The sequence below is a fragment of the Phaeobacter sp. JH20_29 genome, from assembly GCF_048056175.1.
Taxonomy (GTDB): Bacteria; Pseudomonadota; Alphaproteobacteria; order Rhodobacterales; family Rhodobacteraceae; genus Phaeobacter; species Phaeobacter bryozoorum.
The window spans coordinates 173,238-188,132 of sequence record NZ_JAYMWO010000012.1; the positions used below are offsets into that span (position 1 = coordinate 173,238).

The 14,895-nt window shown below is 62.2% G+C and carries 17 protein-coding genes, 1 tRNA gene and 1 pseudogene; 11 read left to right on the top strand and 8 right to left on the bottom strand.

What is annotated here, in order from left to right:
* The first annotated feature begins 122 nt into the window (after positions 1–122).
* From ald to VWZ85_RS09665, 4 genes are all read left to right on the top strand, one after another.
* A complete protein-coding gene (ald, locus tag VWZ85_RS09650) occupies positions 123–1,238 on the top strand; it encodes an alanine dehydrogenase (protein WP_340546695.1) in 1,116 nt (371 codons plus the stop codon).
* 143 nt (positions 1,239–1,381) lie between these two features.
* Positions 1,382–1,966, top strand: coding sequence for a TetR/AcrR family transcriptional regulator (locus tag VWZ85_RS09655; RefSeq protein ID WP_416541107.1), 585 nt, complete (start codon positions 1,382–1,384; stop codon positions 1,964–1,966).
* 73 nt (positions 1,967–2,039) lie between these two features.
* Positions 2,040–3,071 carry an NADP-dependent oxidoreductase gene (locus VWZ85_RS09660; RefSeq protein ID WP_416588054.1) on the top strand — a complete coding sequence of 344 codons (1,032 nt, stop codon included), beginning with the start codon at positions 2,040–2,042 and terminating at the stop codon, positions 3,069–3,071.
* A gap of 30 nt (positions 3,072–3,101) precedes the next feature.
* On the top strand, positions 3,102–3,776 hold the full coding sequence (locus VWZ85_RS09665; protein ID WP_416588057.1) for a type 1 glutamine amidotransferase domain-containing protein: 675 nt from the start codon (positions 3,102–3,104) through the stop codon (positions 3,774–3,776).
* A gap of 80 nt (positions 3,777–3,856) precedes the next feature.
* Here the strand turns inward: VWZ85_RS09665 and VWZ85_RS09670 are convergent, their stop codons facing one another.
* From VWZ85_RS09670 to dgcN, 3 genes are all read right to left on the bottom strand, one after another.
* A complete protein-coding gene (locus tag VWZ85_RS09670) occupies positions 3,857–4,717 on the bottom strand; it encodes a D-amino-acid transaminase (RefSeq protein WP_416588059.1) in 861 nt (286 codons plus the stop codon).
* Positions 4,718–4,727: 10 nt separating this feature from the next.
* Positions 4,728–5,693 carry an N-acetyl-D-Glu racemase DgcA gene (dgcA, locus tag VWZ85_RS09675; protein ID WP_416538245.1) on the bottom strand — a complete coding sequence of 322 codons (966 nt, stop codon included), beginning with the start codon at positions 5,691–5,693 and terminating at the stop codon, positions 4,728–4,730.
* Between the two features lie 174 nt (positions 5,694–5,867).
* Positions 5,868–6,869 (bottom strand): N-acetyltransferase DgcN, encoded by a 1,002-nt coding sequence (dgcN, locus tag VWZ85_RS09680; protein WP_340546689.1) that lies wholly within the window; start codon positions 6,867–6,869, stop codon positions 5,868–5,870.
* 315 nt (positions 6,870–7,184) lie between these two features.
* Between dgcN and VWZ85_RS09685 the strand changes: the two genes are divergently transcribed.
* Positions 7,185–8,147, top strand: coding sequence for an L-malyl-CoA/beta-methylmalyl-CoA lyase (locus VWZ85_RS09685; protein WP_340546688.1), 963 nt, complete (start codon positions 7,185–7,187; stop codon positions 8,145–8,147).
* 52 nt (positions 8,148–8,199) lie between these two features.
* Complete coding sequence (locus tag VWZ85_RS09690) at positions 8,200–8,805, top strand: hypothetical protein (RefSeq protein ID WP_416588062.1); 606 nt, start codon at positions 8,200–8,202, stop codon at positions 8,803–8,805.
* Positions 8,806–8,858: 53 nt separating this feature from the next.
* Here the strand turns inward: VWZ85_RS09690 and VWZ85_RS09695 are convergent, their stop codons facing one another.
* Positions 8,859–9,311 carry an Lrp/AsnC family transcriptional regulator gene (locus tag VWZ85_RS09695; RefSeq protein WP_416534626.1) on the bottom strand — a complete coding sequence of 151 codons (453 nt, stop codon included), beginning with the start codon at positions 9,309–9,311 and terminating at the stop codon, positions 8,859–8,861.
* A gap of 73 nt (positions 9,312–9,384) precedes the next feature.
* On the opposite strand from VWZ85_RS09695, the gene VWZ85_RS09700 reads away from it, so the two are divergent.
* Positions 9,385–9,981: a LysE family translocator gene (locus tag VWZ85_RS09700; protein ID WP_340546685.1), complete on the top strand. Its 597-nt coding sequence runs from the start codon at positions 9,385–9,387 to the stop codon at positions 9,979–9,981.
* A gap of 3 nt (positions 9,982–9,984) precedes the next feature.
* Here the strand turns inward: VWZ85_RS09700 and VWZ85_RS09705 are convergent, their stop codons facing one another.
* Complete coding sequence (locus VWZ85_RS09705) at positions 9,985–10,821, bottom strand: AraC family transcriptional regulator (protein WP_416588063.1); 837 nt, start codon at positions 10,819–10,821, stop codon at positions 9,985–9,987.
* A 120-nt stretch (positions 10,822–10,941) separates the two neighbouring features.
* Here VWZ85_RS09705 and VWZ85_RS09710 point away from each other — a divergent pair, with 120 nt between their 5' ends.
* The gene (locus VWZ85_RS09710) at positions 10,942–11,904 is read left to right on the top strand and encodes an acetyl-CoA carboxylase carboxyltransferase subunit alpha (RefSeq protein ID WP_340546683.1); all 963 of its coding nucleotides are present in this window, start codon (positions 10,942–10,944) and stop codon (positions 11,902–11,904) included.
* Positions 11,905–11,980: 76 nt separating this feature from the next.
* On the opposite strand, the gene VWZ85_RS09715 is transcribed toward VWZ85_RS09710, so the two are convergent.
* The 3 genes from VWZ85_RS09715 to VWZ85_RS09725 all read right to left on the bottom strand — a co-directional run bounded on the left by VWZ85_RS09715 (position 11,981) and on the right by VWZ85_RS09725 (position 13,785).
* Positions 11,981–12,130 (bottom strand): hypothetical protein, encoded by a 150-nt coding sequence (locus VWZ85_RS09715; protein WP_416588066.1) that lies wholly within the window; start codon positions 12,128–12,130, stop codon positions 11,981–11,983.
* 219 nt (positions 12,131–12,349) lie between these two features.
* Positions 12,350–13,006 carry a GntR family transcriptional regulator gene (locus VWZ85_RS09720; protein ID WP_340546682.1) on the bottom strand — a complete coding sequence of 219 codons (657 nt, stop codon included), beginning with the start codon at positions 13,004–13,006 and terminating at the stop codon, positions 12,350–12,352.
* Between the two features lie 86 nt (positions 13,007–13,092).
* Entirely contained in the window at positions 13,093–13,785 is a 693-nt protein-coding gene (locus VWZ85_RS09725; RefSeq protein WP_340546681.1) for a SprT family zinc-dependent metalloprotease, read from the bottom strand.
* 100 nt (positions 13,786–13,885) lie between these two features.
* Between VWZ85_RS09725 and VWZ85_RS09730 the strand changes: the two genes are divergently transcribed.
* The 3 genes and pseudogenes from VWZ85_RS09730 to VWZ85_RS09740 all read left to right on the top strand — a co-directional run.
* Positions 13,886–14,212, top strand: coding sequence for a TIGR02300 family protein (locus tag VWZ85_RS09730; protein ID WP_416535560.1), 327 nt, complete (start codon positions 13,886–13,888; stop codon positions 14,210–14,212).
* A gap of 175 nt (positions 14,213–14,387) precedes the next feature.
* Positions 14,388–14,463: transfer RNA gene (locus VWZ85_RS09735), tRNA-Ala, on the top strand.
* A 251-nt stretch (positions 14,464–14,714) separates the two neighbouring features.
* Positions 14,715–14,895, top strand: a pseudogene (locus VWZ85_RS09740) (DNA-binding response regulator); the annotation flags it as partial.

Sequence of the window (14,895 nt, forward strand, 5' to 3'; positions counted from 1 at the left end):
TCGTCAAAGTTACAATATATTCGAAGAACCTTCGATCTGCACCTTTTTAATCTGCCCAAAAAAGAAGCACTTTTCACTGCGCCTGCGGCACAATAGCGCAAGCATGTAGGAGGAGTGATTACATGAAAATCGGATGCCCCACAGAGATCAAGCCGCAGGAATTCCGTGTCGGCATGACGCCGGACGCCGCCCGTGAAGCCGTTAACCACGGACATTCTGTCCTGATCCAGGCCGGTGCTGGCATGGGTGCAGGTTTCACCGATGAGGATTACGTCGCCGCTGGTGCCGCCATCATCGACACCGCCGAAGAGATCTTCGCCACCGCCGACATGATCGTGAAGGTCAAGGAACCCCAGGCCGTTGAGCGCAAGATGCTGCGCGAAGGCCAGCTGCTGTTCACCTATCTGCACCTGGCCCCCGATCCGGAGCAGACAAAGGACCTACTGGAAAGCGGCTGTACCGCCATCGCCTATGAAACCGTGACCGACGACCGTGGCGGCCTGCCGCTGCTGGCGCCGATGTCCGAAGTGGCCGGCCGTCTGGCCCCGCAGGTTGGCGCATACACCCTGCAAAAGGCAAACGGTGGCCGTGGCGTTCTGATGGGCGGCGTCCCCGGCGTGGCCCCCGCCAAGGTTGTTGTGATCGGCGGCGGTGTGGTCGGCACCCATGCGGCCAAGATCGCTGCGGGCATGGGCGCAGATGTCACCATTCTCGACCGGTCGCTCACACGCCTGAAGTACCTCGACGATGTCTTCGGTCGCGACTTCAAGAACCAGTATTCCACCGCTGGTGCCACCGCCGAGCTGGTCCGTGACGCCGATATGGTGATCGGTGCGGTTCTGATCCCCGGTGCCGCGGCGCCGAAACTGGTCTCCCGTGCACAGCTCAGCGAGATGAAGCCGGGTGCGGTTCTGGTCGACGTCGCTATCGACCAGGGCGGCTGCTTCGAGACCTCCAGAGCCACCACCCACGCCGACCCGATCTACGAAGTCGACGGCATCATGCACTACTGCGTGGCCAACATGCCGGGCGCCGTCGCGCGCACCTCGACCCAGGCCCTGGGCAATGCGACCCTGCCCTTCATGCTGAACCTCGCCAACAAAGGATGGAAACAGGCCTGCGCCGATGATCCGCACCTGCTGAACGGTCTGAACGTCCACGCGGGCAAGCTGACCTATTTCGCCGTCGGCAAGGCACTGGGTATCGACGTCGTCTCCCCACAACTGATGATCAAGTAACACCTCCCTCACACTTGGCATCAGCCTGAACAAGGCCCCGCAATCGCGGGGCCTTGTCGCATTTTCAGCAGGTTTGATCCGCCGCAGAAATAATTCTGCAAGCGCCACTAGACAATCGGTCTAGTCAGCTTATGTGTAGCGTCATGAGTGAGACACGCCTGCAAATTCTGGACACCGGCCGCAAGCTGACCGCACAGCGCGGCTACACCTCGGTTGGCCTGACCGAGCTGCTGAGCACGGCGCAGGTGCCCAAAGGCTCCTTCTATCACTATTTCGCCTCGAAAGAGGATTATGGCTGCGCGCTCCTGCGCCACTATGTTGATCAATACCGGCTAGAGCTCCGGCACACGCTGAATGATCCTGAACAATCGGGGCGGGATCAGGTGCTGGGCTATTTCCGCTGCTGGAAAGATCGCCAGATCTCCGGCAACGCAGAGCAGAAATGCCTGATCGTGAAGCTAGCAGCAGAAGTGTCCGATCTGTCCGCCGACATGCGCGCGATCCTGCAACACGGCGTGGAATCGATCGTCGCCCGCCTGTCCGACTGCCTTCGCGGCGCGCAGGCGGATGGGTCTCTGGCCGCCAGTGTCGATCCAGACCAGACCGCCACAACCCTCTACCAGATCTGGCTGGGCGCCAGCCTCATGGCACATCTGTCCCAGGACGGCGCGCCGTTTGAAACCGCCATGTCCCAGACCCTGATCATGCTCCCACCACCGCAGAGCTGATCCGCGCCAAAAAAATTTTCCAACCACTAGACGATCGGTCTAGTTCGCAACTTCATCAGAGAGGAACCATCCCATGCCACAGTCCGACAGCACCAACCGCAAATTCGTCCTCGCAGAGCGCCCCAAGGGTGAGCCGACCGACAGCACCCTGCGCCTGGAAACCAGCGACATCCCGACCCCCGGCGAAGGCCAGATGCTGCTGCGCAACGAATACCTGTCGCTGGATCCCTACATGCGCGGCCGGATGAGCAGCGCCCCGTCTTATGCCGCTCCGGTCGAAATCGGAGAGGTCATGGTGGGCGGCACCGTTGCCCAGGTCGTGACCTCCAACCTTCAGGGGTACGAACCGGGCGACTGGGTTGTCGCCTTCGGCGGCTGGCAGGACTATGCGCTGTCTGATGGCACCCTCACCATCAATATGGGCAAGACCCCGCAGAACCCCTCCTGGGCGCTTGGTGTTCTGGGCATGCCCGGTCTCACCGCCTGGGCGGGTCTCACCCAGATCGGCCAGCCAAAGGAAGGCGAAACACTGGTGGTCGCAGGCGCCAGCGGACCCGTGGGGGCGACCGTAGGCCAGATCGGCAAGATCCTCGGTTTGCGCGTTGTCGGCATCGCCGGCGGGGCCGAAAAATGCCAGCATGTCGTCGACACTTTGGGCTTTGACGCCTGCATAGATTACAGGACTGATAGCTTTGCCGACGATCTCACCAAGGCGGTCCCGGATGGCATAGACATCTATTTCGAGAACGTCGGCGGTGCCGTCTTCGATGCGGTGATGCCGCTGTTGAACCCCTCGGCTCGGATCCCGCTCTGCGGCCTCATCTCCCAATATAATGCCACCGCCCTGCCCGAAGGCCCCGACCGGATGAACTATCTGATGGGCCAGCTGCTGCGCAAGCGCATCACCATGCGCGGCTTCATTGTCTTTGACGATTTCGGCCACCTCTACCCGGAGTTCGCCAAGCAGATGACCGGCTGGGTACAGGACGGCAAAGTGAAATACCGCGAGGAAATGATCGAAGGTCTGGAACAAGCGCCCGCCGCATTCGTTGGTCTCCTGAGAGGCGAGGCCTTTGGCAAACGCGTCATTCACCTCGCCGACTGATCTGAACCTCATATGGAAAGGAGACCCGAGATGAAAATCCTGATGGTTCTCACATCCCACGACCAACTGGGCGACACGGGCGAAAAAACCGGCTTCTGGCTGGAGGAATTCGCCGCCCCCTACTACGTGTTCAAAGATGCCGGCGCCGAAGTCACGCTGGCCTCGCCCAAGGGCGGCCAGCCGCCACTTGACCCCAAAAGCGACGATGACAGTGCCCATACCGAAGCCACCCGCCGGTTCAAGGACGATCCCGCAGCACAGGGCGCCTTGGCCAATACCAAGGTGCTGTCCGAGGTGACAGACGCAGGTTTCGATGCGATCTTCTACCCCGGTGGCCACGGCCCGCTCTGGGATCTGGCCGAAGACGCCGACAGCCGCCGCCTGATCGAAGGGTTCGCCCGGAGCGACCGCCCGGTCGGCGCCGTCTGCCACGCCCCGGCCGTGTTCCGCCACACCGAGGGGGCCGATGGCAAACCGCTGGTGGCGGGCAAGCGCGTCACCGGATTCACCAACACCGAGGAAGAGGCCGTTGGCCTCACCGATGTGGTGCCCTTCCTGGTCGAGGACATGCTGAAAGCCAATGGCGGCCTGTATGAAAAACAGGACGACTGGGCGGAATTTGCCATCATCGACGGCAAGCTGGTCACCGGACAGAACCCGGCCTCCTCCGAGGATGCAGCCCGCAAGCTGATGTCGCTTCTCTAACGACGCGCGACAGACCACCAATAAAAAGGCCGCCCTCCATCACGGGGGGCGGCCTTTTCCGGTCTCGCAGAACAGCGCGATCAGATCGCTTCTTTCATGCTTTCTTCCAGATAGATCTCGCGCAGGCGCTTGGCGATCGGGCCCGGCGTACCATCGCCCAGCGCTACACCATCAATTTCAACAACCGGCATCACGAAAGCAGAAGCCGAGGTGGTAAAAGCCTCATCCGCCGCCATGGCTTCCTCGATGGTGAACAGGCGCTCTTCCACTTTCAGCTGCGCCTCTTCCGCCATGCGCAGAACCGCCTTGCGAGTGATGCCGTGCAGAATGTCATTGGACAGCGGGCGGGTGACGATCACGCCATCCTTGACGAAATAGGCGTTGTTCGACGTCCCCTCGGTCACATGACCATCCTCGATCATCCAGGCGTCATCTGCACCGGCCTTCTTGGCCATCATCTTGCCCATGGAGGGGTAGAGCAGCTGCACGGTCTTGATGTCGCGACGGCCCCAGCGGATGTCCTCGATCGAGATGATCTTGGCGCCTTTCTTGGCTGCCGGGCTGTCCGCAAGACCGGGTTTGTTCTGGGTAAACAGCACCAGCGTCGGCTGGGTATCGGCAGAGGGGAACACAAAATCACGATCCCCGTCCGAGCCACGGCTGACCTGCAGATAGACCAGGCCTTCCTCGATACCGTTCAGTTCAACCAGCTTGCGGTGGATCTCCAGCAGCTCTTCCTTCGAGCAGGGCTCCGCCATCTCCAGCTCATCCAGCGAGCGCTTCAAACGCACGGCGTGACCTTCGAAATCGATCAGCTTGCCGCCCAGAACCGACGTCACCTCATAGACCGCATCCGCCATCAGAAAGCCGCGGTCAAAAATGGAGACCTTGGCTTCGGTCTCGGGCAGGTATTCGCCATTCACATATACGGTACGGGTCATCTTGGTCTCCTTAACCCCACAAGGCTGCGTTCGGCGGGTGCACGCCGGCTGCGTCGAAATTCAACGGTTCCTCGCGGTCTTCGGCCAGAAGCAGCGGCCCGTCAAGGTCCGTGACCACCGCACCCTGCGCCACCAGTGTCGCAGGGGCCATCGCCAGAGACGATCCCACCATGCAGCCCACCATCACATCAAAGCCCCGCGCCAGTGCCGCCTCGCGCAGTTTCAGCGCTTCGGTCAGCCCGCCGGTCTTGTCCAGCTTGATATTGATGACATCATATTTCCCTTCAAGCGCAGCAAGGCTCTCACGGTCATGGCAGCTCTCATCGGCGCAGACCGGCACCGGCCGCTCCATCCCCAACAGGGCCTCATCCTCTCCCGCGGGCAGCGGCTGTTCGACCAGCGCCACACCCAGCCGCACCAGATGCGGGGCAAGATCGGCATAGACCTCCGCGCTCCACCCCTCATTGGCATCAACGATGATCCGCGCATCAGGCGCACCCGCGCGCACGGCTTCCAGGCGGGCCATATCGTCAGCGGTCCCCAGCTTGATCTTCAGAAGCGGACGATGGGCATTCTTCGCTGCCTGCGCCTGCATGTTCTCGGGGCTATCAAGCGACAGCGTATAGGCGGTGATCTCGGGCTTTGGCTCAGGCAGACCTGCCAGCTCCCAGACGCGCTTGCCCGCCCGTTTCGCTTCCAGATCCCATAGCGCACAATCCACTGCGTTGCGCGCCGCGCCCGCAGGCAGGAGCGATTGCAGCTCTTCACGACCAAATGTCTCAGGCAGACCTTCAATCTCGGCAGTGACACTCTCAAGCGTCTCGCCATAGCGCGCATAGGGCACACATTCGCCCCAGCCCGTCATACCATCCTGCTCAATGCGGACCGTCAGCACCTTGGCCTCGGTGCGCGAGCCGCGGGAGATGGTAAAGACCTGCGCCAACTTGAAGGTATCGGGGGTCACGCTGATCTGCATGGCTGTCTCCATCACTGCGGTTTTAGTCAATCTCTATTTGGTCAAATCCGACCGCGCGGGATCCAACCGGACAAGGCGCCGGCAAGGACGCAGGCCCCGGATGTCATCTTTCCCGAAATACTCCCGCCGGAGGCTCCGATCCTGTCGGACCACCCCGGCGACAGCGAGGTTAGATCACACCGCGTTCAGCGCGTCCACCAGACGGCCAGCGCCATGGCGATAGGGGTCAACCGCAGGCAGACCCATCCGCGCCTCGACCTCGGCGAGGTAGGATTTCGCCTCTTCCTCGCTCAAATGCTGGGTGTTGACGGAAATGCCGACAACCTTGCAGTCCGGGTTGGAAACCTGCGCCAGCGGCAGCGCGGTATCACGCAGCTGCTCCAGGCTCGGCAGCTTATATCCCGGCAGGCCACGCATATGCTCACGGGTCGGCTCATGGCACAGGATCAGCGCATCCGGCTGCCCACCATGCACCAGTGCCATGGTCACCCCGGAATACGACACGTGAAACAAAGAGCCCTGACCTTCGATCAGATCCCAGTGGTCGTCTTCATTGTCCGGCGTCAGATACTCGACGGCACCGGCCATGAAATCCGCAATCACGGCATCCAGCGGCACGCCCTGGCCGGTGATCAGAATACCCGTCTGACCCGTCGCGCGGAAGGACGACTTCATCCCGCGTTCCTGCATCTCGGCATCCATCGCCAGCGCGGTATACATCTTGCCGACCGAACAATCCGTGCCAACCGCCAGACAGCGCTTGCCGCTGCGCTTCACCCCATTGGCGATCGGATAGCCAACAGTGGGCACGCGCACATCATGCAGGGTGCCGCCATGGGTCTGGGCAGCTGCCACCAGATCGCCCTCATCGCGCAGCAGGTTGTGCAGGCCAGACGCCAGATCATAGCCCATCTCGAGGGCCGCAATCAGCACCTCTTTCCACGCCGGAGAGATCACGCCGCCCCGGTTGGCAACACCGATCACCAGCGTCTTGGCACCGGCGGCCTTGGCCTCTGCCAGCGTCATGTCGGTCAGCCCCAGATCGGCACCACAGCCTGGCAGGCGGATCTGGCCCACCGCATGGTCGGGCCGCCAGTCACGGATACCGATGGCCACCTTGGCAGCCAGCATATCGGGCGCGTCGCCCAGAAACAGCAGATACGGGGTCTCGATCATGGCGGGGCCTCCTGAGTAAAAGTCGAGTTCCGCGCGAGTGTAAGAGAGCCGCTCTGCGAGAGGCTCCCGAATTCCGCGCAATATCCGCAGGTCAACGCAGATTTCTTCGACGTTTTTGCAAATTACACGAAGATTATTCGATCCTGGCGAAGGATGCGCGCGTTCCTTGCTTGGTTGCGCCCGCAGGCACGCGTCAGAGCTGCCGCTTTCTGCATCTGCAATGCTGCGCTTGCACAAATTCCTTGCAGGTCGGATCGTAATTTAATACCAAAACAGAAGGAAAATTTGACACTTCATTACCCAAAGGTCACCAGCATGAGTTTTCGCATCCAACCCGCCGCCCCGGCCCGCCCCAACCGTTGCCAGTTGTTCGGCCCCGGCTCCAACACCAAGCTCTTTCCCAAAATGGCGGCCTCGGCAGCGGATGTGATCAACCTCGATCTGGAAGATTCGGTAGCCCCCTCCGACAAGGACAGCGCCCGCGCCAATGTGATCGAGGCCCTGAACACGGTCGATTGGGGCAACAAATACATGTCGGTGCGCATCAACGGGCTGGATACGCCCTATTGGTATCGCGATGTTGTGGATCTTCTCGAACAGGCCGGTGACCGCCTCGATCAGATCATGATCCCCAAGGTGGGCTGCGCTGAAGACGTCTATGCGGTCGACGCGCTGGTCACCGCCATTGAACGCGCCAAGGGCCGCAGCAAACCGGTATCCTTTGAGGTGATCATCGAATCCGCTGCGGGCATCGCCCATGTCGAAGCCATCGCCGCCAGCAGCCCACGCCTTCAGGCCATGTCGCTGGGTGCGGCGGATTTCGCGGCCTCAATGGGCATGCAGACCACCGGCATCGGCGGCACGCAGGAAGACTACTACATGCTGCGCGCGGGCGAAAAACACTGGTCCGATCCCTGGCACTGGGCGCAGGCCGCCATCGTTGCCGCCTGTCGCACCCATGGCATCCTGCCGGTGGACGGTCCATTCGGAGATTTCTCTGATGACGAGGGCTATATCGCCCAGGCCAAACGCTCCGCCACGCTGGGGATGGTCGGGAAATGGGCCATCCACCCCAAACAGATCGCACTGGCCAATCAGGTCTTCACCCCGTCGCAAGAGGCAGTCTCCGAGGCCCGCGAAATCCTCGCCGCAATGGAAACTGCCAAGGCCAACGGCGAAGGTGCCACCGTCTACAAGGGTCGCCTGGTCGATATCGCCTCGATCAAACAGGCCGAGGTGATTGTCGCTCAATCGGACCTGATCGCCAGCAACAGCTGACCCAGAAAGCCGGGAGCGCAACCGCGCTCCCGCCCAGCCACAGGCGCAGACCATGACCGACCTCACGCTCATCCATACGGCCGACGTCCATGTGGCAACCTTCGAGGCGCTGGCCGGCTCGGCAATACTGCACCACATTGTTCGTCCCGACTGGCTCGAACGGGCGCAAAATGGCATCGACGACACCCTGCGCGAGGAGGTCACCGCCGAGATCCGCCAGGTCACCGGTCCCGCCCTGTGCACCTGCACCACGCTGGGCGAGCTGGCAGAAACCGCTGGCGCCACGCGACTCGACTGGCCGATGATGCAGGCCGCCGCCCAGATCGGCGGTCCGGTGCTGCTCGCCTACTGCCTGGACAGCACCCGCGCGGCCTCCACTGCGCTGCTCGAACGCGCCTTCGCCCAAAACGGCCGGACCGCCGAGATCCGCAGCCTGCCGCTGACCGGCCTCTGGCCTCATTTCACCAATGGCAACAGCGAGTTGTTCCACACCGAGATCGCCACCTGGATCAGCACCAGCCTGGCCTTGGTGGCTGATACCGCCTGTGTGGTCCTGGCGCAGGCCTCGATGGCCGGGGCTGCTGATCTCGTAAAAACGGAGATCCCCGTACTGGCCTCCCCTGCCATCGCCATGCGCGCCGCCCTGGCCGAAGGGTGACAGCAGCCCTGTCACCTTTCCTCAAATACTCAATAATACCACCACCCCGGCGCTCAGGCCCGCAGATCCTTGGGCGATCCCATGACCACATAGGTGGTGATCGAAGTGACATAAGGCGACGTGCCCAGAATATCGGTGTGAAACTTCTTGTAACTTGGCAGATCTGCGCATTCGACCCGCAGCAGATATTCGATGGTGCCGGTGATATTGTGGCACTCCACCACCTCCGGCGCCTGTCGCATCGCAACCTCAAAGGCCTCCTGCGCCTCCTTGGTGTGTTCGCCAAGGCCAACGCCGATATAGGTGACAAACCCCACGCCCAGCGCCTGACGGTTCAACACCGCACGGTAGCCGGTGATGAGACCGCTGCGCTCCATCTCTTGTACCCGGCGCAGACAGGCGGAGGGCGACAGACCAACCCGGTCGGCCAGCTCCAGATTGCTGATCCGCCCGTCCCGGGTTAGCTCACGCAATATCTTGTCGTTTATCTGATCAAGTTTCGCCATTTGTTGCAAAACATGATCCATTCACGCAGAGAACGCAATTTCATTCACGCCGAGACCCTGCATTTTCATCGCCATGACTTATGAACTCTTCCTCGCCCTTGCGGCTTTTGTCTTCGGCACTGTTTTCACGCCCGGTCCCAACAATCTGATGTTGATGGCCTCAGGCGCCAATTTCGGTTTCCAGCGCACCCTGCCACATCTTCTTGGCGTGGCGATCGGCTTTCCGCTGATGATCCTGCCGGTGGGCCTTGGCGTGATGCAGCTGTTCGACGCCTTCCCGCCACTCACCTGGATCATGACCGCCCTGTCGGTGGCCTATATGCTCTGGCTGGCCTGGAAGGTCGCCAATGCGGCCCCGCCGCAGGACGGCGAGGCACAGGGCACGCCGCTCAGCTTTCTTCAGGCCTGTGCCTTTCAATGGGTCAACCCAAAGGCCTGGGCAATGGCACTCGGCGCGATCACCCTCTATGCAGCCAGCCGCGATGTGACGGCGATCCTCTGGGTATCGGGCACCTATCTGCTGATTGGCTGTTTCTCAGCCTCGACCTGGACCATTCTGGGTCAGCAACTGCGACGGCTGCTGACCCGGCCCGCTCAGCTGCGGGCATTCAACTGGACCATGGCGGCGCTGCTGTTGGCCTCGCTGGCCGCGATCCTGCTACAGGGCTGACACTCACTTCAGCGGCAGGCAGATTTCGGTCAGCAGCTCCTCCGGCGCGACCTGATGCGGATCATTGAGATAGATCTCGTAACAGGGCGCATCGGCCGGCTCTTCCTGCGACTGCGGCAACCAGGCCCCGAACAGATCGCCATAGGCGGCATGTATCCCGGAGTATGGCCCCTTGTAAGTCAGGACTGCGGTCTTGCCGCCGGGCAAGACAACCTCTTCCATCCCCTCCGGCAGGACGCTGTCATCGGCCGTGCTGGCCCCGGCGAAGCTGCGCAGCTCCGCATCCGGAACAGCATCCGGGCTGTCGAGGTAGACACCGATCATCTGGCGCATCTGCGGCCAGAGATTACGCGCGGTACAAAGCGCGGAAAAGGCCTCGAAACTGCGACCAATCTCGCTATAGGCGCCTTTGTGGGCAAGCGCGGCTAGCCTGCGGCCGGGTTCGGTGCGAAGGGTAACGGGTAACATGGGTTCTCCTTTGGCAATCAGATTGGGATTTGGCGGCAGAAGACGGCCCCTTTTGCGAAACGCAGCGGGCGACACCCCATAGACATCGGCGAAAACACGGGCAAAAGAACGTGGATTGGGATAGCCGGCAGCCTCGCCGATACGCTCGATCCGCGCGCTGCCCTGCACCAGAGCGGTCGCCGCCAGATGCAGCCGGATACGGCGCACCGCCTGCGCGCAGGTTTCCCCGGTCAGGGCGCGAAACACCCGGTGCCAATGGAACCGCGACATCGCCGCGACATCCGCCAGCGCATCCAGCGACAGATCCCCCTCGGGGTTGTCGTAGATATACGCCAGCACACGCAGAATGCGGTCCTCATAGGAGTTGCTCATCGGAAAACGTCCCTCTTCTGACCGGTTTTGGATGCCATAGCAGCACTTCACAAATCTTGCTGAGTTGCATCCGCCGCCCCTTGAGGCCATATATCGGGCAAACCGCTCGAGTGAGACGACATGACCCAGTACATGGATTTTGAGAAACCGTTGGCCGAAATCGAAGGCAAGGCGGAAGAACTGCGCGCCCTGGCCCGGGCCAATGAAGAGGCCGATCTGACAGATGAGGCCGCAGCGCTAGACGCCAAGGCGGCGCAGTTGCTGATCGATCTTTACAAGGATCTGACCCCCTGGCGCAAATGTCAGGTCGCGCGTCACCCCGAACGGCCGCATTGCCGCGATTACATTGATGCGCTGTTCACCGAATACACGCCACTGGCCGGTGACCGGAACTTTGCCGATGATCTGGCGGTTATGGGCGGCCTGGCCCGCTTCAACGACCAGCCGGTGATGGTGATCGGCCATGAAAAAGGGTCCAACACCAAGGCTCGCATCGCCCATAACTTTGGCATGGCCCGCCCCGAAGGCTACCGCAAGGCCATCCGCCTGATGGAAATGGCCGGTCGTTTCGGCCTGCCCGTGGTGACCCTTGTGGACACCGCGGGCGCCTATCCCGGCAAAGGTGCCGAAGAACGCGGCCAATCCGAAGCCATTGCCCGCTCAACCGAGATGTGCCTCAAGATCGGTGTGCCGCTGATCTCCATCATCATCGGTGAAGGCGGCTCCGGTGGTGCCGTGGCCTTTGCCACCGCGAACCGCGTCGCAATGCTGGAACATTCGGTTTACTCCGTGATCAGCCCCGAAGGCTGCGCCTCGATCCTCTGGAAAGATGCCGAGAAAATGCGTGAAGCCGCCGAAGCCCTGCGCCTTACCGCCCAGAACCTCAAGGAGCTGGCCGTGGTGGATAAGATCATCCCGGAACCGCTCGGCGGCGCCCATCGCAATGCCGAAGCCGCCTTTGAGGCGGTGCGCGGCGCGCTGGCGGAGATGCTGGCCGAGCTGGAGGGCAAAGATGCCGCCACGCTGATCAAGGACCGGCGCCAGAAGTTCCTGGACATCGGCTCCAAGGGGCTGGCGGCCTGACGCCTTCCCCGCCCTGAAGTCCGCATCCTTGCGGCGCCGGGCGGATATCGGCCCGGGCCAGGGCGCATGGCCATCACTACAGCAGCCGACAAAGCCGACCCTCGCCCGGTCGGCTTTGTGACATCAGCGGTGCATCACCGGCTGCCAACCGGCAACTGAGCAAAGCGGCCCGCACTGCTGGCCCGGTCTCGCCGCCCTCATCGGCCAGACAGGAGGGATCGGTCATCCAGCTCCCTCCGATCCTCGATCAGCGCCGGCCTTCAGGGCAACGGTACGCAAGCGCTCCCGCGGCCACGCGTCACCGGCTGACGCCGCTGCCGCTGGCGGCCTTGGGCCTGGCCCGGCGCATGGCGCCGGGCCAGGCCCAACTGCGAGGACAATTGTTATAATTGGCCGGAGCCGGCGGGAGCACCCGGCCGACATTGGGACACCGCAGATCCTGCGTTCACCCTGCCAGCAGCCGCAGCCCCTGGGTCACGTCAGACCGGACCGCCAGCCGCAATCCCGGCTCATCCCCCGCCTTCAGCGCGGCAATGATCAGCTTGTGGTTCTGCGGCGGCTCGGTCCGCCGCAACCGCCCGTAGAGGGCCCGCATGGTCGGGCCCAGCTGCAGCCAGACGGTCTCTGCCATGGCCAGCATCGCTGGCGCCTGCGCCCGCAGATAAAGCGTCCGGTGAAACTCCAGATTGGTGCGGATATAGCCCACCGCATCGCGCTTGGAGATCATCTCGGCCACATTGGTATTTATGCTTTGCAGCCGGTCGATCAGGGCAATATGCGCACGCGGCAGCGCCCGGCTGGCCAGCTCCACCTCGATCAGCGCGCGCAGGGCCGCCAGTTCTTCGATCCGCTCGTTTGTCAGCTCCGGCGTCGACACCCGGCCCGAAGATGACAGGAACAGCGCCCCCTCAGCCACCAGCCGCCGTACCGATTCGCGGGCCGGCGTCATCGACACATCAAACTCGCGACCAATCCCCCGCAGGGTCAGCGCCTCCCCTGGCGTCATCTCGCCATGCATGATCCGCGTGCGCAAGGTACGGTAGACCCGATCATGGGCGGACCCTGTGGGCGGCTCGGCGGTGGGGCGAACGGGATTGGACATGAGGTTCTTGTGATCACAAAACCACGTCACGTCAACAGCTCTCACAGCGTGAGGCCCTGAGCCCTCCCCCGCGCGCGCCGGGGCCGTCAGAACCGGTAGCGATGCAGGTGGTTGCCTTCGCTGCGCAGCCAGCCACGCGCCCCGTCATATGGCCCGTAAAGCTCTCGGACGATGGCCCAGAAGGCCGGTGAGTGATTCATCTCCGCCAGGTGGGCCACCTCATGCGCCGCGACGTAGCGCAGCACCTCCGGTGGCGCCAGGATCAGCCGCCAAGAGTACATCAGCGCGCCATCGGAGGAACAGGATCCCCATCGCGACCGCGTATCCCGCAGGCTGATCCGGCAATAGCTGCGGCCCAGCGCCGCCGCATATTGATCCGACGCCGCCGCCAGCCGGTCGCGGGCCAGCTCTTGCAGGTAGCGCTGGATGCGGCGCCCCGGCCCCGCCCCGTTCACCGCCCCCGGCACCGCCAGTTGTCCCGGCTGCAACAGCAGGCGACGCCCGGTTCCAGCCACCACCCGTCGCGGTTGCCCGTCAATGGGCAGCAGGCTGCCATAGCCTACCTCTATGGGATCCGGGTGCCGCGCCAGATGGCCGCGGATCCAGTCTTCCTTTTCCTGGGCAAAGGCCAGCGCCTCTCGCTCTGGCACCCGCGCCGGCAGCGTCAGCGTCACCCGCCCGTCCAGCCCGGAGATCCGCAAACTGATCCGCCGCGCCCGCGCCGAGCGGCGCAGCGTCAGCGGAACCGGCGGATCTCCGGGCAGGTGATGATCAGCCATGGCGACCTCCCCTTTTGGCAAAGGCTTTGACAGCACCCGGCGCATATGGCAAGGCACCTGAATCGTCGAACCGACTCAGCAGAAAATCAAGGGGATCCACATGCCCAATGAAGAATGGGGTGTAAAGCGCGTTTGCCCGACAACCGGCAAACGTTTTTATGACCTGAACAAGAACCCGATCATCAGCCCATACACTGGCGAGGTGGTCGAACTGAACAACGGCAAAAGCCGGATGATCGAAGCCGACGCAGAAGACGCGGCAAGCCGCAAGGCCAAGGAAAACACCGACGGCGATGACGCGGTGCTTGATGATGCAGATGACGTCGATCTGGATCTGGGCGACGACGTCCTGGATGACGATGACGACGAGGACAACGTCTCGCTTGAAGATATCGCCGACGTCGCCTCTGAAGACGACGATTCCTAAGGCCACACGGCCCTTGGGGGAGGTGCTGCCACCTCCCCCGGACAGCCAGAATTACAGCCGAAATTCAGCTGCCAAAAAAATCTCGGACGATGGTGCATTTTCCGCTTGCGGCCCGCGCCAGCCTCCCTTAAATCACCGTCACACACCGCGAGACGGAAACGAAACGCGGCGGTTTGGGGCCTTAGCTCAGCTGGGAGAGCGCCTGCATGGCATGCAGGAGGTCAGCGGTTCGATCCCGCTAGGCTCCACCAAACCCTCTTTGAAAAGCACCAGATAGGCCTGCCTTTACTGTCAGAGAATTTGCCTCTGACCGGGCGTTCAGCGCAGAAACCTAGCCTACGGCCAGATTGCATGCTCCTCCTATCGAAATACTTCCTTAGCGAGTTGAAATGGCGGCCTAAATAAATACCCTCTTCGAATGTTATTCGAGATTGAAGCTGTAGATGAGTCCGGACCTACGCTATAGGGCTCTAATACCGCGAAAGACTTGGAGGTTCCGATTTTGCAATCGAGCATTGAGGTCAGACCACTGACCAAACGGCGATTGACAGGTGAGCTGTACACGCGCGACGCGAAGATCGAGGAGCGATTGGGCGAGCTATCCGCAGTGTCGCGAGATGAGCTGATCGAACGTATTTCAGTGTCGAGAAAAACAGATCCGAACTACGTACCAAGCGAGTGCT